The sequence below is a fragment of the Peribacillus simplex genome, from assembly GCF_900156045.1.
GTDB classification, from domain to species: Bacteria; Bacillota; Bacilli; order Bacillales; family DSM-1321; genus Peribacillus; species Peribacillus simplex_D.
The window spans coordinates 405,507-424,399 of record NZ_FTMX01000002.1; the positions used below are offsets into that span (position 1 = coordinate 405,507).

The 18,893-nt window shown below is 41.9% G+C and carries 16 protein-coding genes; 3 read left to right on the top strand and 13 right to left on the bottom strand.

Features of this window, described 5'->3' with window-relative positions; translation table 11 throughout:
* Positions 1–78 precede the first annotated feature (78 nt).
* Positions 79–315, top strand: a complete 237-nt coding sequence (locus BW986_RS31090) for a hypothetical protein (protein ID WP_179086029.1) — start codon at positions 79–81, stop codon at positions 313–315.
* Between the two features lie 221 nt (positions 316–536).
* Here the strand turns inward: BW986_RS31090 and kynA are convergent, their stop codons facing one another.
* The 10 genes from kynA to BW986_RS08560 all read right to left on the bottom strand — a co-directional run bounded on the left by kynA (position 537) and on the right by BW986_RS08560 (position 12,743).
* Entirely contained in the window at positions 537–1,382 is an 846-nt protein-coding gene (gene kynA, locus BW986_RS08515; protein WP_076366999.1) for a tryptophan 2,3-dioxygenase, read from the bottom strand.
* A 17-nt stretch (positions 1,383–1,399) separates the two neighbouring features.
* On the bottom strand, positions 1,400–2,749 hold the full coding sequence (locus BW986_RS08520; RefSeq protein WP_076367001.1) for an amino acid permease: 1,350 nt from the start codon (positions 2,747–2,749) through the stop codon (positions 1,400–1,402).
* A gap of 14 nt (positions 2,750–2,763) precedes the next feature.
* Positions 2,764–4,050 (bottom strand): kynureninase, encoded by a 1,287-nt coding sequence (gene kynU, locus BW986_RS08525; RefSeq protein WP_076367945.1) that lies wholly within the window; start codon positions 4,048–4,050, stop codon positions 2,764–2,766.
* Positions 4,051–4,082: 32 nt separating this feature from the next.
* The gene (locus BW986_RS08530) at positions 4,083–5,597 is read right to left on the bottom strand and encodes a carboxylesterase/lipase family protein (protein WP_076367003.1); all 1,515 of its coding nucleotides are present in this window, start codon (positions 5,595–5,597) and stop codon (positions 4,083–4,085) included.
* 224 nt (positions 5,598–5,821) lie between these two features.
* Positions 5,822–6,235 carry a MerR family transcriptional regulator gene (locus BW986_RS08535; protein ID WP_179086030.1) on the bottom strand — a complete coding sequence of 138 codons (414 nt, stop codon included), beginning with the start codon at positions 6,233–6,235 and terminating at the stop codon, positions 5,822–5,824.
* Between the two features lie 84 nt (positions 6,236–6,319).
* Positions 6,320–7,960, bottom strand: a complete 1,641-nt coding sequence (locus BW986_RS08540; protein WP_076367947.1) for a SulP family inorganic anion transporter — start codon at positions 7,958–7,960, stop codon at positions 6,320–6,322.
* 504 nt (positions 7,961–8,464) lie between these two features.
* Positions 8,465–9,874, bottom strand: coding sequence for a GH1 family beta-glucosidase (locus BW986_RS08545; RefSeq protein WP_076367007.1), 1,410 nt, complete (start codon positions 9,872–9,874; stop codon positions 8,465–8,467).
* A 321-nt stretch (positions 9,875–10,195) separates the two neighbouring features.
* On the bottom strand, positions 10,196–11,317 hold the full coding sequence (locus tag BW986_RS08550) for an NADH-dependent flavin oxidoreductase (RefSeq protein WP_076367009.1): 1,122 nt from the start codon (positions 11,315–11,317) through the stop codon (positions 10,196–10,198).
* Positions 11,318–11,338: 21 nt separating this feature from the next.
* Positions 11,339–11,647 carry an iron-sulfur cluster assembly accessory protein gene (locus BW986_RS08555; protein WP_076367011.1) on the bottom strand — a complete coding sequence of 103 codons (309 nt, stop codon included), beginning with the start codon at positions 11,645–11,647 and terminating at the stop codon, positions 11,339–11,341.
* A gap of 109 nt (positions 11,648–11,756) precedes the next feature.
* Positions 11,757–12,743, bottom strand: coding sequence for a Gfo/Idh/MocA family protein (locus BW986_RS08560; protein ID WP_076367949.1), 987 nt, complete (start codon positions 12,741–12,743; stop codon positions 11,757–11,759).
* A gap of 205 nt (positions 12,744–12,948) precedes the next feature.
* Here BW986_RS08560 and BW986_RS08565 point away from each other — a divergent pair, with 205 nt between their 5' ends.
* Positions 12,949–13,734 (top strand): SDR family oxidoreductase, encoded by a 786-nt coding sequence (locus tag BW986_RS08565; protein WP_076367013.1) that lies wholly within the window; start codon positions 12,949–12,951, stop codon positions 13,732–13,734.
* Between the two features lie 49 nt (positions 13,735–13,783).
* On the opposite strand, the gene BW986_RS08570 is transcribed toward BW986_RS08565, so the two are convergent.
* Entirely contained in the window at positions 13,784–15,016 is a 1,233-nt protein-coding gene (locus BW986_RS08570) for a multidrug effflux MFS transporter (protein WP_076367951.1), read from the bottom strand.
* A 537-nt stretch (positions 15,017–15,553) separates the two neighbouring features.
* A complete protein-coding gene (locus BW986_RS08575; protein ID WP_076367015.1) occupies positions 15,554–16,531 on the bottom strand; it encodes a 2-hydroxyacid dehydrogenase in 978 nt (325 codons plus the stop codon).
* 328 nt (positions 16,532–16,859) lie between these two features.
* Between BW986_RS08575 and BW986_RS08580 the strand changes: the two genes are divergently transcribed.
* Positions 16,860–17,825, top strand: coding sequence for an MBL fold metallo-hydrolase (locus BW986_RS08580; RefSeq protein ID WP_076367017.1), 966 nt, complete (start codon positions 16,860–16,862; stop codon positions 17,823–17,825).
* A 54-nt stretch (positions 17,826–17,879) separates the two neighbouring features.
* Here BW986_RS08580 and BW986_RS08585 read toward each other — a convergent pair whose 3' ends face one another.
* Positions 17,880–18,851: a TRM11 family SAM-dependent methyltransferase gene (locus BW986_RS08585; RefSeq protein WP_076367019.1), complete on the bottom strand. Its 972-nt coding sequence runs from the start codon at positions 18,849–18,851 to the stop codon at positions 17,880–17,882.
* Positions 18,852–18,893: the final 42 nt, after the last annotated feature.

The following is an 18,893-nucleotide window of genomic DNA, read 5'->3' on the forward strand; positions in this document are numbered from 1 at the left end:
GGCTCCAGACCGTCAAGGACCAGCCCTTCGAGGATATGAATCCCACATCCTTACAATTTATTGCGGGCAGGCAACTTTTTGCTGACGAGACAGTCAACGGAAGGCAAATCGAGCCCAACCATTCCTTTATTTGCAAGGAAGGGGCTAAATATGGTTCAACCGGTGAATCCATTCAGGCAAACGGCTGAAGTCCTTCCATTGACCTGTTGCCAGCAACAACCGCCGGTCCCCTGTCAATTCGATACCTTCAAAATCTTTAATGCCAATACTTTCAGCTGCATCCACCTTTACTACAGTAGCAGTGCCAATATATAAATATGATTTCTTCCCATTTCCATCAAAATGAAAGGGGGCATCAATTTGAGTTCCTAATGTCCACTCATCCGGATTTCCCCTACATTGACAGTTGCCCCTTCAGCCAATGATGAATTCAGCCGATATGATTATTGCGTATCTCCTGGCCAATATGCTGTATTTTCATTCGGCACTGAAAATATCTAACCGTTGATTCATGTATTTCTCCCGCAAGTCCAAGCTTACAGTTTGGTCCTTAATGTCCAAAGCTCAGGAAAAAATGGCTGTTCGACCACTTTCTTCAGATAACTTACACCGGACGATCCGCCAGTTCCCTTTTTATTACCGATGATCCGTTCAACGGTGCTCATATGATTGAATCTCCAGAATTGTTGTTGACTTCCAATATCAACGAGCTTTTCGGCCAACTCATACAAATCCCAGTATTTATGCACATCACGGTAAACTGTCAGCCACGCGTTTTCAACACTTGCATTTTCCTGATAAATTACAGACCAATCCCTGTTTCGTACCGATTGATCAATGGGAAGCCCTCTTGCAGCCAAAGCCCCTATGGCCGCATCATAAATACTAGGTTTATTCAAGGCTGCCATCATCGACTCATAAAGCTCTGTTTTATGACGGAAAACGGCCAATATTTGTGAATTCTTTTGACCCATTGCAAATTCTATCAACCTGTTCTGAAATGATTGAAACCCTGAAGAGTTTCCTAGTTTCTCCCGGAATTCCATGTAATCGGATGGCGTCAAGGTCGAAAGCACATTCCAGGATTGAACAAGTTGCTGCTGGATCCTGGCCACTCGGGATAGCATCTTAAAGGAAGGCTCCAATCGTCCTGCCTCAATAAGAGCTGTTGCTGCAGTCAATTCATGGAGGACCAATTTCATCCATAATTCACTTGTCTGGTGAATGATGATGAACAACATTTCATCGTGATGACCGGAAAGCCGATGCTGACTTGATAATATTTGGTTTAAATGAAGGTAGTCCCCATAGGACATATCTTTTTCAAAATCAGTTACCATACTTTCTTCCAAACGGTGTTCATCTCTTGGACCCTTATCCATACTATCCCTCTTTCCCTTTACATTCTTTTGATTTTCGACATCAATACGTATACGATGCAAAGAAAGATCAGCCATGGTACACCGAACTGGAGTACAATTTTAAACGGGCCAGTGAACCAGGTGGATACCGTCAAAGCAAACAAAAGAAATGCACCAAGAATCGTTAGATATGGAAATCCATACATTTTAACTGGTAATTTGCGCCCACCTGATTTCTCCCACCTTTTTCTGAAAAACAAGTGGGAAATGAACACCATGAACCAGGTAAAAATGGCTCCAAACATCGATATGCCCATCATGAATGCATATGAAGTATCAGGAAGCAGGACCTTTACTCCTGCAGCAAGAAATATGCCCAAAGTGGATATGAGAAGGGCTCTTACAGGGACTCCTTTATTGCTCACTTTTTGAAATAGGGCTGGAGCCTGCTTCTGCTCGGATAATGAAAATATCATTCTGGTGGAGGCATATAATTGACTGTTCATTGCAGATATTGCAGCGGTTAAAATAATGAAATTCATGATCCCCGATGCCCCGGGAACATTCAGGATTTCCATTACCCTAACAAATGGGCTTTTATCAATACCGGCCGATTGCCAGGGAACAATCATTAACATGATCCCGATTGTCAGTACATAAAAAGTGGCAAGCCTGAAGACAGTCGCCTTCAATGCTTTAGGGACGGCAATATCCGGATCCTTTGCTTCCCCCGCCGTCACGGCAATTAACTCAGTTCCTAAAAAGCTGAAGAGAGAAATGAATATGGCGACCCAGAGCCCCCAAAAACCGAAAGGCATAAAACCGCCATCTTTGGCAAAGTTCTCTACACCAATCCCGCTTGAAGGTTCGGCGCCAATCACCACGTAGGCGCCCAGTAGTATGAAAATGACAATGGCACTGATTTTGATCATGGAAAATACATATTCAAAATTCCCGAATGTATTGACACTCGTCGCATTTACATAGATTAGCAGTGCAGCAAAAAGGAAGATCCAAACGCTCCCAGGTACATCCGGGAACCAATATTTCATATAAACAGCGATGGCACTCACTTCAACACCTATGGCAAGGACATTCGCTATCCAATATGAATATCTCACAACAAAACCCGCAAATGGACTTATATATTTTTCAGCAATGGTTCCAAAAGATCCCGAAGTTGGATGGGCTACAGTCATTTCCGCCAAACAGCCCATCAGCAGAAGGACAATGAATGCACCAATTGCATAGCTGATGAGTACACTTGGACCTGCCGTAGAAATTGCAAGGCCGCTCCCCAAAAATAATCCGGTGCCAATCGCACACCCCATTGCAATCATTGTGATTTGACTCGATGATAATTCACGATGCAGCTTATTTTTCTCCATATGTTGCTCCCATTCTAGGCAATGATTCCCCTTTTATTTTCATAGTTTTCATATAATCTGCCGTCCATGATCTTTTTAAGTACCTGTACCGTTTCATAGACTTCCTGGAAAGAGGTGTAAAGGGCAACTGGTGCTAAGCGAATCATATTCGGTTCACGATAATCGGGGATGATGGCCTCTTGTTTCAATGCTTTACATATTCTTGCAGCTTCTGGATGTTCAAGGATGATATGTCCGCCCCTTTTTGCTTCATGAATTGGGCTCCCGATTTCAAATCCATATCCCGTTAACTCCGATTGTATTAAATCCATAAGATATTGGGTCAGCCTCAAGGATTTCTTCCGGACTTGTTCTATCCCCGCTTCCGCAAACATTTCAAGCGAGCCTAAAAGGGGGGCCATGCTTAATATATGGGGAGTTCCAATCTGGAAGGCACCTGCCGTATTTGCCTTGGTAAAGGTATGTTCCATATCGAACTGCTTATCTTTCCTAGAGCCGAACCATCCAGCCAACCCGGGCTGCCTTGCAAAATGTTTACGGTTCACATATAACCCCGCTACACAACCTGGCCCGCCATTCAAATGCTTATAATTACACCAAAACGCGAAATCCACTTCCCAGTGGTCAAACCAATGCGGAACAGCACCCACGGAATGACAGGCATCGAAACCTATCATGATTCCACGCGCATGCGCTTCCATCGTTAACCTCTCCATATCAAGTATCTGACCGCTGCGATATAAAACCGTCGGAAGGACAATCAACGCGATTTCCTCGGTCATCATTGCAATGATGTCATCTTCTTCGAGAAATCTACCATCTCGGCTTTTTACCTGAACTAAATGTTCCGAGGGATCGAGCCCATGCAATTGGAGTTGGCTTTGAAGTGCATAGATATCACTCGGAAATGTTAGTTCATCCGCCAGGATCTTATTCCTGCCAGCTCTCGGTTCAAAAAAAGTGGCCGCAAGCTGGTGCAGATTAGCTGTAGTAGATCCTCCCATTATCACTTCATCCTCTAAAGCCCCCACCAATGGGGCACTCAATTCACCCAATCTCTCAGAAAAGTAAAACCAGGGCTCGGCCCCTTCCGTCCAGCCGTCTATTCCATACCTTTTCCAATCTTCCAATGACTTCATTAAACTTTTCTCAGCCCGCTTCGATAAAAGTCCCAATGAGTTGCCATCCATATAAATCATCCCTTGGTTCAAATAGAACTCCTCTCTGTAAGAAACTAATGGATCTTCCTTATCCAAAGTTTTCGCATAATCTTTCGTCGACATGAAATTATTGATATCCATGTTCTCCCCGCTTTCCTCCCATCCAGTTTTTTTCACTTGTAAATCCCTACCCCTTCCCATGCCAACCTTATCATTCTGTCAGGATCTTTTTCAATATAATCCTTCTTATCAAATATCATGGTGTAGTGGTTGGTTTCATCATATTTCGGCCAAATTTCACCTTCCGGAGGATTGGGGTTTCCATATTTCGCAAAGTTGACCCAATGTTCCTGCATTCTATGGGAAACCTTTAGTGCAGCTGACCTTGAACCATATGAAGTAATCCGTTTTCCAAATGCCGAGTCGAAAGTCTGGAAGGCAAAAGGGATTTCCATACCATGCGTCGCCCCTAATTTACTTATGCGCATTGCCGCCGTTTTATAATCAAAACGGTACATCCAAGTTTTTTCAAAGCGGCTGTATGCCTCCGCATACCAAACCGAGGGAATATGGAAAGTCGCATCACGGCCAATGCCAAGCACAGCTTTCTTTTCTGGGTAGTTTATATAAGCATTCGTAATTCGGCCTTTCGCCTCTGGATCTGTATTTTCGAACATTTTATGAATCATTGCCGCATTAGTTGGGATTAATGGGGGATCCATCTGGTCGAATAATGTCGCTTCGTCCCTATTTGTTCCTATAAGCAAGGATATTCCCTTTGCTTTTCCGGATCGAATCGAATCTAGTGGATAATCGGGCAGGAAGTCACCATCTACGACAGGTCCAAATGATAGTGAGCCTGGCATGGCTTGTGAGTTTTCCCGTAAGAGTTGGTAGGAGGCCGCGACAATCTCTTGAACTGGAAGTGTTTTTAACCGATGGATTTCATTCTTTCCAATGCCCAATATCTCAAGAAACCTTTCACTGAATTGGCGCGCAAATCCTTTTCCATAAACAGATGTCGGAGCGGGACTTTCTGCAATGGCCTGTTTAAAAAGACCTCTCGCTGATGGAACAGTAAGTAAAGTCGTAACCGCATTGCCTCCCGCTGATTCACCAAATATTGTAACATTATCAGGATCGCCGCCAAACGCTTCTATATTCTCTTTAACCCATTTAAGAGACGCAACTTGATCACGTAAACCTAAATTGGTTTCAAATATTTCCCCATCACCTGCCAACTCGGTAAAATCCAGATATCCCAGTGCCCCCAGCCTATAGTTGATGCTCACTACGACTACATCCCCATTTTTAGCCAGTAAATGTCCATTGTACATATCAATGGATCCAGCTCCCGTTATATATGCTCCTCCAGGAATCCAGACCATGACCGGGCGTTTTTTATCATCAGCTCTAGGTGACCAAATATTCAGGAACAAACAATCCTCATCCATTTTTTCATTTCCAGCCATTCCTGTTCTTACCGCCCGATCCATCGGCTGCGGGGGAACGGGACCAAAATCCACTGCATCCATGACGCCGCTCCACTTATCAACTGGTTCCGGTGAGCGGAAACGCAGACCATCAATCGGAGCTTTCGCATACCTGACTCCACGCCATACGCATATATCGTTTTCCATGGTGCCTTGAAGATGTCCTTTTACCGTCGTAACTATTGATCCAATCATTCCCTTTCACCTCTTCATATAGTAGTAGATATTTAAGTTCTTCTTTTTCCATTCCCTTATATCCTTCATCTTTATCGAAAAAAGATCTATAGAGTCAATTCAGCCAAAAAAAAGTACTGCTATCGTATAAAGCTCAGGTTATGAGTTTGGATATAGATTTTCAAATAGCCAGTTCAACAAAAAAAGACCCAATCAGGTCCTTTTTGTTGAACTCGGCAATTAGCTTAGGTGAGCATGGCAATGATGCTCAATAAAGAGCTCCCCCGAACGGAAAGCTGTTGTGCAGCATATGTTAATTGCTGCTCATCGAGCTGTTCCAGTAACGGCTTTAATTCAAGCAATTCATTCTCCAGGCCTTTAAGATCTGTAGATAACTTGTCCACCATCAAGAGTACTTGCTCGGACTCAACTGTGGTTTCAGACAAGACTTGTAACCGTTCCTTGATTTCAGTCAACGGCATATTCTGTTCCTTATACCGATTAATCATTTGAAGACGATTTAAAGCATCTTCTGTGTAATATCGATATCTTGATCCAGTTTGTTCATAGTTCAGCATTCCTAATTGTGTGTAATAGTCAATGGTTCTTCGCGAAACATTCGCAAGTTCAGCAAGCTGGCCAATCCGATATACATTCACCCAGATAGTCACCTTCTTTTAAAATCTACTGTTAACGATACTATAACATAACTAGCCTAAAAGGTGACTTCGAGGATGAATCTATTAGACTACTTTATCCGAATTGCCCTTCAACTGCTTCTTGGCAAAATACAGGGCATCTTCCTTCGATTTAAAAAAGTGCTGTTTTTCTATCTTATGATACAAACCTGTGCTGAGTAACAATTCCTTTGGTTGCTGCTGTATTCCGGAAATGATTAATTTCCCCTTATATTTACCGATGCGATTAACAATAGCCAATAGTGCAGCCTCTGCTGAAGTGTCCATATATGTTACCCGGCGCATGCTTAATACCAACACTTTCGTCTTATTATCCAAGTTCTCCAATATCGATGACTCCAGGACGTCTATCGACCCAAAGAAGAGGGGACCTTCCAAGTTATATACATTGATCTTTGAATCCGAATTATCAATTGGAACAATCTCAGTAATCTCATTACTTCTTTCCCTAACCTTTAACGTGTGGCTCATTTTTGCAATGAAGGTGATGAATGCAATCAATAAGCCGATTCCTACTCCCATGATTAAATCAGTGAAGACAGTGACGAGGAAGGTGACCAGCAAAACCGCAGAATCCGACGTCTTCGTTTTCAATACATGAGCGAATTCCTTTCTTTCACTCATATTCCAGGCAACAAACATCAATATGGGCGCCATGCTAGCCAAAGGTATATGTGCTGCATATGGAGAAAGCACCAGCAACACTAGTAAAACGACGATACCATGAATGACTCCGGACATCGGGGAGACTGCCCCGCTTTTTATATTGGTAGCTGTCCTGGCAATAGCACCTGTTGCAGGTATCCCGCCGAAGAATGGGGTTGCGATGTTCGCGATTCCTTGCCCAACCAATTCCTTATTGCTATCATGCTTGGTTCCCCCCATGTTATCGGCCACGGTAGCGGATAACAATGACTCGACACCGCCTAACAAGGCAATTGTAAATGCAACGGGAAGGAGTGTGATAATGACTTCCACTGATAGCTCCGGCACTTGGAATTCCGGAAATCCTTTCGGAATCGCTCCATACGTGGAACCAATCGTAGCCACCTTATCGGGAAATAAAAAGTAGGCTGCCATTGTTGATATTAGCAGACCCAGAAGCGGTCCCGGCACTCGGGGCAGAAGTCTAGGTGCCAGCAGTATGACGACAAAACATATAATTGCAACAATCACACTATATATATTGATCGTGTCTGCTTTAATCACCAGTTCCTTCATGTTATCCATGAACGCTTCATGTTTTTCCACTTTCATGCCAAAGAAGTTGGCAATTTGCCCTGAAAAGATTATTATCGCAATTCCTGTTGTAAATCCAATGATGACTGGACGGGGAATGAACTTCATCAAATTGCCCAACTTAAGAAGACCCATCAAGACCAATATCATCCCCGCTAAAAACCCGGCAATAAGCAGACTTTCATACCCGTATTGCATAACGATTCCAAATAATAAAGGAACAAACGCCCCGGTTGGTCCTCCAATTTGATACTTGGAGCCACCCAAAATCGATATGAGGATTCCAGCGATGATGGTCGTATATAACCCATATATCGGTTCGACGCCTGAAGCAATTGCAAAAGCCAATCCTAAAGGAATGGCTACAACACCTACAACCAATCCTGCCGTTACGTCCTTTTGAAAACCCTTTATATTATATCCTTGAAATCTAGAATCTTTTATCATCCTTTTCAAACTCACATCCTTAGTCGTTTTTTAAAATTGGAATCTACCATCATCAGGAAAAATGACGTTCTTTCATTTTTGAGGGAGTTGCTTGATCGAAATTAATCTAACTATTGTAGTTTTTTCAACGGGACAAACCATGCGGGGGACTTTTCATAATTAAGAATTAATCGGCATATGTAATCTCCTTTGTTAAGTTATTTGACATGGTCTCGACCACGCTTCAACATTATACAGTAAAACGTAGAACTGTACATTGTTAGTAACGTTAACATTTGTTTACAACTTTTTGCATTTTTTTACATTTGCATTACAATCCGGGACCATACTTCCAGTCTAGTTAATTTGAAGCCGGAGATTCAGACTACGAATCAGGAGGTTTGAACTTTGGACTAATTCCCCATACCGGAAACCATGCTCTATAAACCTAATTTCATATTTCGGCTCAGGCTCTACATATACACAAAAACCTCTTGATTAAAATCAAGAGGTTTTCTTTTTAGTTTACAGCTCTTCTCCTCTCGTCTCGATAATATGCTTATACCAATGAAACGACAGCTTCTTTTTCCGGTTTAACTGATTATGATGATCCACGTAAATAAATCCGTATTGCTTCTTATACCCATTTAACCAACTTAATAGATCAATGACAGACCATGCGTAATATCCTTTTAAATGGATGCCTTCATTAATTGCACGTTTAATCACTTTTAAATGTTCCTCAATATATTTAATACGGGGAACATCGACTATTTCACCATCGATAATCGGATCCTCATCACCAAGTCCGTTCTCTGTAACATACATTTTAATATCACCATAACGTTCTTTTAACATATGCAGCCCATCTAAAAACCCTTGAGGTGAGATTTCCCAGCCCCATTTTGTATATGTTTTATCATCCATTTTTACGGTCCGATAAAAGCCATCAAAAGACGGGCTCCCTGGAGCTAGAGTAGATGTTTCTCTTGAATGCTCCATGTTTGAAACGGCTTCCCGATTTTTTTCCACGCGAATGGGCTGGTAATAATTGAGTCCAATAAAATCATTTTTCTCCGCATTTCTTTTTAGCGTATCCAGTTCTTCTTCGCTCCAACTTGGCGTCCAGCCTTTTTCCTTTAATTGCTCAACCACATAAGCCGGATATTCACCTTTTAAAATAGGGTCATAATACCAAAAAGTTTCATATTCATTGGCATGCCGGGCAGCCAATACATTCTCATGTTTGTCATTTATACTGTAAGCAGGCAGGAAAACATGGGTAATCCCAATTTCACCGTAATGCTTCAATGACTTGTATACCTCTACTGTTTTTGCATGTGCATAAAAAACATAATGTGTCGCTTGAAAATATTTATTTTCATCGTTTTGGATTCCAGGCGGATGCGCTCCTTTTAAATAGCCCAGACCGCAAAACATAACCGTTTCATTAAACGTGATCCAATGTTTGATGCGGTCTCCGAATGCACGAAAGCAAATTTCCGCATACTTGACGAATGCTTCAGCTGTTCGCTTATTCGTCCATCCCCCATCTTGTTCAAGCGTCAAAGGCAAATCCCAATGATACAGCGTAACAAATGGAACAATCCCATATTTTAAGCATTCATCAATAACATTATTATAAAATTCCACGCCTTTTTCGTTTACTTCCCCGTCACCTGTCGGCAAAATGCGTGCCCATGAAATGGAAAACCGGTACGATTCAAGTCCCATCTCCGCCATTAATTTTATATCTTCTTTGTAACGATGATAATGGTCTATCGCTACATCTCCGTTTGTACCTTCATATGTTTTCCCTGGAATCTTTGAAAAGACATCCCAATTCGTTATACCTTTACCATCTTCATCCCATGCTCCTTCTATTTGAAAAGAAGCAGAAGCTGCTCCGAATAAAAAATCGTGTGGAAATTTCATTGCAAACCCTCCATTTTCATGCCTACTTATGTAATTGATAATAATATATTTTATTCATTGGTACAAATAATAATATGATTATATTACTTTCATTCATATTTGACTACATTAACTTTGCATTAAAGATAGTATTTACTATGAAGAATGAATAAATCCAGAATCAATTACATACGAAAATAAATGAAATCGATTCTGCAGAACCAATCTCACTTTTTTAGCAAAAGATGAATGGCTTACATCCAGTTGTTAGTTTCATATGAACACATACAAAACCCGTCCTCCTTTGGAGGACGGGTAACATATTATTAAAGACATTAACAATCACTCCGCAACCGGGAGCCAACCTTTTATCCCGATCAACTTTTCCCAAAGCGGATCTGGAATGACCAGTTCATCCTGATCTTTTTTTGAGAGGGTAGTCCGTATTTCCGCTTCTTTTCCAGACCTGATTTTTTCAATCCAATGCGGTTCCATAAGAAGCTCACGGCCAAGGGCGATAAAAGGGACACCCGTTTCCATTGCTTCCGCAACTTCATCAGGTGTATGCAGTGACCCTACACCGACCACAGGGATACGATTACCTACTTTATCGTAAATTTTAACGATGCGCGACTTTGTCCTATCACTCTCACGGAATGAGCCATTCCAGAAGTGACCTACAGATATATGTAGATAATCCAGGTTTTGATTGGCTAGTCTGTCAACGAATTGGATTGTATCATCTAAAGTGATTCCAGGATTGCTGCCTTCTTCAGGAGAAAGGCGGTAGCCGATGATAAACGGCTTTTTCGCATGCTCGGCAACCGTTTTCTCGACTTCATTCACAATGGTAAGCGGGAAAATCAATCGTTGTCCCAGTGTTCCACCCCAGTTATCCGTACGACGGTTCGAGTGTGGCGAGAAGAATTGTTGAAGCAAGTACGTATTGGCACCATGGATTTCCACACCATCAAACCCTGCTTCGATGGCCCTTCTTGTTGCTTCGCCAAATGCCTTAATGACGTATTGTATCTCGTCTTCACTCATTTCCCGCGGTACAGGTGCTTCCTCGTTGGATGCAATGGCACTTGCAGAAACAGGTTGGTTATCAGGCAATAATTCCGGCGGACTTTGACGGCCTCCATGATATATTTGCAGAATCGCTTTGGAACCATTGGATTGGATCGTTTCGGCTAGTTTTCTCAAGGATGGGATAAAGGAATCGTCATCTGCACTAAGCTGGCCCGGGAATCCCTTCCCTCCAGCAGATACATAGGCACATGCCGTGACCACCGCACCTACACCAGCCGAGCGCTCAGCGTAATAGGCCAGTTCATCATCGGTTACAACGCCTTGATCATCCGAAGAATAAGTGGTCATAGGAGCCATCATGATACGATTTTTCACTTCTACCCCAGATGGAAATTTATATGGTTGAAAGATCTTTTCGTATTTTTGATTCATGCCAATCCTCCCCCTTTACTCTTAGTGGTGATGATGTCCGTGCGGTTCTTTAGAAGGGTTCGTGATTTCAAAGCCTTCTTCAGGTACATAAAAATATTTAATCCAGACACCATCCAGAAATTCTTCACGTGAATCAAGTAAAATATCGATATCTTTACCTGTTTTGACGATTTCATCATGTTCTGCCGGTATATCTAGTTTCATGTCATAATGGGCATGATCGCCATGCATATGGGTGATATATACACGAATCATTTTCCCTTCAGCTTCTTCAGTGCTCAGCATTTTTTGTAAGACCTTTGCTGCATTACGATTAATTTTGCATTTCATGTCCATTCCTCCAACAATAAAATTATCCCTGTACTGAATTCTACCCAATTACGGGTTATCAGTAACATCCATTTTTACCCTTCCTTATTGGCCATGTCCACTCAAATGCTTATAAGCGGTCTGAAGGAAAGACGATGCCGATTTGCTTTCTTGCTTCATCCATGATTTCCATAGTCAATAGTGAATTCGAATATGAATTTATATCGGACTCCGTTTTCCCCTGCTGTATCAATTCAACAAACTCTTTCGCTTCATAATACATTGTAGGCATATCCTGTTTAACCGAAATATTTTCAGTGGTTCCATCCCGATACTGAATATCAACCGCTTGCGGTCCTGAAATTTTCTGAATGATGATGCTTCCATCTTCACCTTGAATTTCCGAAGGCAAATTGGATTCAGTAATCTTGGAGAACATGACGACTGCCTCCATTTCATCATAGGAAAGCAGAATCGTACCCTGCCCATCGACTCCTGATTCAAGCATCGTTCCTGATGCCTGTACCTTATTTGGTTTACCGAACAGAACAACAAGCGGATAGAGTACGTAAATACCAAGATCCATTAAAGAGCCACTGGAGAATTCAGGATTGAATGCATTCAGCACAGTGCCTTGTTTATACGAATCATATCGAGATGAATATTGACAAAAGCTTCCCGAGAAACGCCGTACCTTCCCGATTTTATCCAGATTTCCCTTTATACTTTCAAAATTCGGCATGATGGTCGATTTCATCGCTTCCATCAATAGAACATCATTTTGTTTTGCAGCCTCAATCATTTCCCTTACTTCTTCCGCATTTGAAGCCATTGGTTTTTCACATAATACATGTTTTTTATTTTGTAAAAACAACACGGCTTGCCTGCAATGATGAGAATTAGGGCTTGCTATGTATACTGCGTCGATTTCATCACTGGCGGCCATGGCTTCTAAATTCGTAAAAGTCGTATGTACTTCGTATTTATTGGCAAATTCCTTGGCTTTCTCTTCTGTACGTGAGTACACGGCAGTTAACGATAAATCCTCTACATGCTTTGCAGCCTCCAAAAATCGTTCCGTGATCCAATTTGTACCTATTATCCCTAATCTTATCAACATTCTATCCCCTTTCAAGCTAACGTAATCATGTCCTCAATATACAGACATTTCACTGAAAAACAAAGTATAATGAACACTCGTAACTGTTTAAATTGGATTTTTTAGGCAATGTTCGTTTATAATTTTTCTATAATACCACTGCCATGATGTTTCTACATACTCCCTAACGGGAAAGCAAACTTAAAAGGAGCGTGTGAAGTGTATGACAGAATTAATGAAAAACAAAGTTGCCATCATTACCGGTGGAGGATCGGGAATTGGCCGGGGTGCCGCACTGAAACTAGCTGAAAACGGCGCGAACATCATCTTTTTTGACCGTACAGTCGAAAATGCCGAAAAAGTGAAGGAAGAAGTGGAAAACCTTGGTCGAGAGGCTTTAATCATTAAAACGGATGTTTCCAAGGCTGAGCAAGTTGAACATGCCTACAAGACAGCCCATGAACATTTTGGGAAAATTGATTTTGTATTTGCAAACGCAGGCATTAACGGAGTGATTGCCCCTATAGAAGATATAAAGCCAGAAGATTGGGATCAGACACATACCATCAACCTCAAAGGCACCTTTCTCACCATTAAATACGCCATTCCCTACATGAAGGAAACGGGAGGCAGCATCGTAATCAACAGCTCCATCAATGGAAACCGATTTTTCAAGAATTTTGGTTTTTCCGCTTATAGTTCATCCAAAGCCGGTCAAGTCGCTTTCGGTAAAATGGCTGCACTCGAATTGGCAAGATATAAAATCCGAGTAAATACCATTTGTCCCGGCTCCATCGATACGAATATTCACGATAATACATTCCCGGAAGATGAAAACTTAAAAAAAATCACGATTCCCATTGAATATCCGGAAGGCTCTCAGCCCCTGGCGAAGAAAGCGGGGACTACCGAACAAGCTGGTGATCTCGTATTATTTCTAGCATCAGACATGTCTTCCCATATTACGGGCACGGAAGTTTATATCGATGGAGCAGAATCACTATTATGATTCAAAAAGGAAAAGCTGAAATCCACATCAGGATCTCAGCTTTTCCTTTTTAAGCAACTCGCCTTAACCCGCGGCGGGCAAGGAGTAAATAAGCGCACATGGCGATGACATGACAACTTACCATCACAATTCCCATCGGCAAGGGTGACTCACCTGAACCTAGTCCCACCAAGGGAGCCATTAGTGATCCTAATATGAAGGGAAGCAGGCCAATTAAAGCCGAAGCACTGCCTGCTGTTTTTTTCTGATTTTGCATCGCTAAAGAAAAACTCGTTGTACCGACTATACCGACGCTGGAGACGGAGAGGAATAAAGCGACCAGGATTCCTGCCAACCCAATTTCGAGAAGGACTGAGGCAAGAAGTAATATTCCCCCAAACAAAGCTAGACATAGTCCCATTTGTAGCAGTTTTTCTTCTTTAACCTTCCCTGCCAGCTTTCCGGCAACTTGTGAAGCGATGATGATCCCAATTCCGTTTATTGCAAAAATCAGACTGAAGACCTGTGGGGAAACCCCATAAATGTTCTGGAGAACAAAAGGCGATCCGGAAATATAAGCGAACATAGCGGCACTTATGAATCCTTGTGAAAAAGCATAGCCCATAAAAACACGATCTCTCAATAAGTTCCCAAATGTCCTGATAGTATCATTTACCCCACCTGCACTTCTGAGATTAGGCGTTAAAGTTTCCTTTATCCCAAAAAATGCGGCCGCAACCATAATGATACTTAATACTGAAATGACAACGAAGACTCCCCGCCAAGACGTGAACTGCAAAAGTTGACCGCCAAAAACCGGAGCCAATATCGGCGCCGCCCCATTCACCAGCATTAACATGGAGAAGAACTTGGTCAAATCCGATCCTGAAAAAAGGTCACGAACTATGGCCCTTGAAATGACAATGCCTCCCGCTCCCGCAATACCTTGGATAAAACGTAATAATAAAAGCAATTCAATGGTGGGAGCAAAAGCGCATAACAGAGAGGAAATGCAATAAATGGATAAAGATATGATTAACGGTGTCCGCCTTCCTTTTGCATCACTTAGCGGCCCTAAATAAATTTGCCCTAAAGCCAACCCTAACAAGCAGGCCGTCAAACTCAGCTGAGCTAAAGACGTACTGCTTTCCAGATCCTCCGCCAGTGTAGGGAGACCCGGTAAATACATATCAAGTGACAGTGGTCCAATTGCTGCAAAAGACCCCAGCATAAGAGCCATCAACAGCCTTTTGGATTTAGTCATTTCGTTGCCTGATGATATCGTTTCCTTCACTTCAATCATTGTAAACCCTATCCCTTTCAACTATTTGTTTTTCCTGAATAAAACTCGATTCTCTTTATTTTACAAAAGATCCGGACAATTTACGATAAGTTTGCTTGCTTCCCTTGAATTGGATTCTTCCCTCCAGCACTCAATTAAGCACATGCATCAAAACCCTGAATCCTTCTTAAAAGGACAAATCATATATCAGGAAATATATTTGAGGATACTGCGAACCAAAGTAAGGCTATAAAAGTTCCAAACAATTCCCCATAAAAAATGACCCCATTTTGGAGTCATTTCAGACTGTAGACAAACTAGAAGAAAAGCCAGTTTACCTACAGTTTTTTTCTTTAAAAAATGTGCCAGTTGTTTTCAGAAATCCGCTCCCTTCCACCGACCGTTTGCCAAGCCTCATCAAAGCAAGCGCATGGGGGGGTATCGGCTAGCCAGTTATTTGGCAGGAGTGTCGTAAATTTCTACAATTTATTAAGGCAGTCCTGTTTTAAAATCGTGTAGGGGATTCGGGATGAGGACATTCCGAACCCCATTTCAGGGTCATTTTGTTTTATTCAACAATACTAAATTACGCGGAGTATCACCAGATAATCCATCCATCAAGTTTTGTACCGCAAGAGCTGCCATCTTCAATCTTGTGGCAATGCTGGCACTCCCGATATGCGGCAGCGTAACGACATTGGGCAATGTTAGCAGCGGGTGATCCACAGGGACGGGCTCTTCTTCGAATACATCCAATCCAGCCGCCCAAATCTCTCCGTTTTCCAGCGCCTGGTACAACGCCTTTTCATCGATAATCCCGCCTCTTGCGGTATTTATGAGCACAGCCGTCCGTTTCATTGATTCCAGTTGCTCCTTGCCAATCATATAAGTGGTTTCCGGTGTGAGCGGCAGCATGACACAAACGAAATCGGATATTTGGAGCAATTTTTCAAGGGGCTGATATTCAATTCCTAATTCTTTTTCCTGTTCATATTTACGGCTTCGATTAAAATAAACCAAGTTCATATCAAATCCCTTAGCTCTTTTTGCAAGGGCTTCCCCAATCCTGCCTAATCCGATTATACCAAGCGTTGCGCCGTGTACATCTTGTCCGGTCAGCTGCATCGGCGACCATGTTTCCCACCTTCCGCTCCTTAAATAATCTTCTGCCTCCATCATCCTTCTTGCCGTTGCAAGCAGTAAGCCAAAGGTTAAATCAGCTGTCGTTTCCGTTAAAACCCCCGGTGTGTTCGTGACCATGATGCCCCGTTTTGCTGCACTTCGAAGATCAATATTATTATGGCCCACTGCCATATTCGCGATGATTTTCAGGTTAGGCGCCCGTTCAATCAGTGACTCATCGATTTGTTCCGTCAATAAGCAAAGCAGCCCCTCGACTTCTTTTATTTCTTTTTCAAGGACTTCTCTAGGGACCGGTATATCCTCTTGATCCCACATCCTGACATCATAATTCCGACTAAGACCTTCGATGATTTGTTCCGGTAATTTCCTTGTAATATAAATTTTTGGCTTCAAACCATAACCCTCCTATAACATTTCATTCCATGTAACGTATTCTTGCACCATTTTTCACCTTCAGTTTTCATTACCCAACAATTAATTATAAGAATATTGGCTAAATTACTAGCTTGTTTATTCAATTTTAAAATAAACTAGATAAATAGACCATCCATTTCCAATCATTCTACTATTAATTTTCTCGATTACAAGGAGGCTTCAGCTTGACAGGTTCAATTCATTCAACTAATCATAGAATAATAACCCTTTAAATCTATTCGGTCATTAGTAATGCAGCAATTTTCAAGATGAAGTTTATCTCGATTTAGGAGGATATGGGACGTTCATGAAAACGAATACAACATTTAAAATTTATCCAATCATAGCTCCAAGCGCTTTATCTTTAAAAAGTATAAACTTTTATTTAGTTAAACAGGATGAATCTTTAACATTAGTCGATGCAGGCATGAATGATGACGTCTGCTGGAATGCCCTTCAGCAAACATTAAACGAAAATGGATTTACCGTTGGAGATATCACGGAAATTTTATTAACCCATCACCATGGAGACCATGTTGGTTTGGTCAACCGGATTACCGAACTCCATCCGATTCCCGTTTATGCCCATTCTAAATCCATTCCCCGTTTAAAAAGGGACCCTGACTTCTTAAGTATGAGAATTGAATTCTATAAGCAGCTTTACATTGAGATGGGCTGTGGTGAACTGGGAGATAAACAAGTGGCTTACCTATTCAACGCGATCGATAATAATAAAGATCAAAAATTGAATGGTGACATCATCGCAATCACGGAAAAACAATGGCTGAATTTTGAAGTGATCGAATTTCCCGGGCATGCCCCGGATCAAATTGCTTTCCTTGACCAGGAAGGGAAACGGCTTCTTGCCGGTGATTTATTGATTGAACATATATCAAGCAATGCCTTGATCGAACCTGATGAAAACGGTAATAGAATGCTGACTCTTGTAGATCATATCGATTCATTAAAACGATGTTTAGCATTACAGGTGAATCTCCTCTTTCCTGGTCATGGTAACATCATTGAACAACCTGGTCATCTGATTGAAAAAAGACTCAACAGCATAGAGAGAAAATCACAAAAAATCCTGAACTTGATAGAATCCGGAATTTCTACCGGCAATGAACTGGCAAAGGAGTTTTACAAACAAAAGTATATAGCGGAATTCCCGCTCGTCATGTCAGAAATAATTGGCCATTTGGATTATTTAGAATATCAGGGGAAGATCACGAAACAACTCGTTGAAAATGTAGTACATTATCAAGCTAAATGACATCAAAAAAGGCTGGAATCATTAAAGATTTCAGCCTTTTCTTGTAGACGGAGTCTAGACGCACACTACAACCTCTCTGGAAAAAATGCCTTTCCTCGCTACACAGCGATCGGCAATTTCAAATCCTGCTTCTTCAATCATATGATCCATCGTGTCGATCGTTACGACGACGACCTTGTCAGCAAAACCTCTGGCATGTTTAAGGATAGCTAGCTGATCTTCCGGCGTCGCATGTGTATATAAATTGTACGGCATATCGATAATCGCTACATCATATTTACTGGTGACCTCCGAAATTGGACCTGTAGTTACATCACCTTCTAGTCCGAAATAGGCAATGTTCTCCCTGGAACCGTCGGTAACAAGCGGGTTGATATCCCGGCCATCAATATTGATCCCCATCGACAGGGCTTCTACCAATACCGTTCCAATTCCGCAGCATGGATCAATTGCCTTCACTCCATCCGGATGCGGAACGGCTATGTTGGCAATGGCCCTCGCCACTCTTGTGCTAAGCGCTGTTGAATATTCACGGGGCTTCTTCATATGTTTTAACCAAACCGCTTCAGGTTTGACATATTTTCCAAAATACCAACGTCCGCCAAGGGTCACGATTCCAAATACCTGATCAGGATTACGCACATCTGCATCCCCCTGAATATGCCAGCCAATCTCCCGTTCAATTTCTCGCTGTCCATCATAATCTATTTTTGCTTCTTTATTCAAATCATTAATTTTTACGAATAATACTTTGAAAGTCGAATCAGGCAAATGAATACCTTTTACTTGCTCAACGATTTCGGATATGCTTTCCCCTTCAAACATGACGTCGACCCGCCCTTTTATAAAAGGGCTTCTGCTCGGTTCAATTGCTATATCACTTTTCAAAATATTTCCCGAAGTCTCAAAGCCAAAGAACGAGCGCATCTCCATTTTAGATAATGAGCGTTCGTCAGGGCTGCATGTAAACGTATATATATATGCCGGTTTGTGGCTATGAATAGTCAATCCATTCCCATCCTTCATTACTTTAGATTATATCTTTCTATCAAACATAGCTGTAATAGT

Excerpts from the sequence above, each read along its gene's own strand:
- kynA (WP_076366999.1), bottom strand. The coding sequence starts at position 1,382 with ATGGATAAGGGTCCAAGAGATGAACACCGTTTGGAAGAAAGTATGGTA.
- BW986_RS08520 (WP_076367001.1), bottom strand. The coding sequence starts at position 2,749 with ATGGAGAAAAATAAGCTGCATCGTGAATTATCATCGAGTCAAATCACA.
- kynU (WP_076367945.1), bottom strand. The coding sequence starts at position 4,050 with ATGGATATCAATAATTTCATGTCGACGAAAGATTATGCGAAAACTTTG.
- BW986_RS08530 (WP_076367003.1), bottom strand. The coding sequence starts at position 5,597 with ATGATTGGATCAATAGTTACGACGGTAAAAGGACATCTTCAAGGCACC.
- BW986_RS08540 (WP_076367947.1), bottom strand. The coding sequence starts at position 7,960 with ATGATAAAAGATTCTAGATTTCAAGGATATAATATAAAGGGTTTTCAA.
- BW986_RS08545 (WP_076367007.1), bottom strand. The coding sequence starts at position 9,874 with ATGAAATTTCCACACGATTTTTTATTCGGAGCAGCTTCTGCTTCTTTT.
- BW986_RS08550 (WP_076367009.1), bottom strand. The coding sequence starts at position 11,317 with ATGAATCAAAAATACGAAAAGATCTTTCAACCATATAAATTTCCATCT.
- BW986_RS08555 (WP_076367011.1), bottom strand. The coding sequence starts at position 11,647 with ATGAAATGCAAAATTAATCGTAATGCAGCAAAGGTCTTACAAAAAATG.
- BW986_RS08565 (WP_076367013.1), top strand. The coding sequence starts at position 12,949 with ATGACAGAATTAATGAAAAACAAAGTTGCCATCATTACCGGTGGAGGA.
- BW986_RS08570 (WP_076367951.1), bottom strand. The coding sequence starts at position 15,016 with ATGATTGAAGTGAAGGAAACGATATCATCAGGCAACGAAATGACTAAA.
- BW986_RS08580 (WP_076367017.1), top strand. The coding sequence starts at position 16,860 with ATGAAAACGAATACAACATTTAAAATTTATCCAATCATAGCTCCAAGC.
- BW986_RS08585 (WP_076367019.1), bottom strand. The coding sequence starts at position 18,851 with ATGAAGGATGGGAATGGATTGACTATTCATAGCCACAAACCGGCATAT.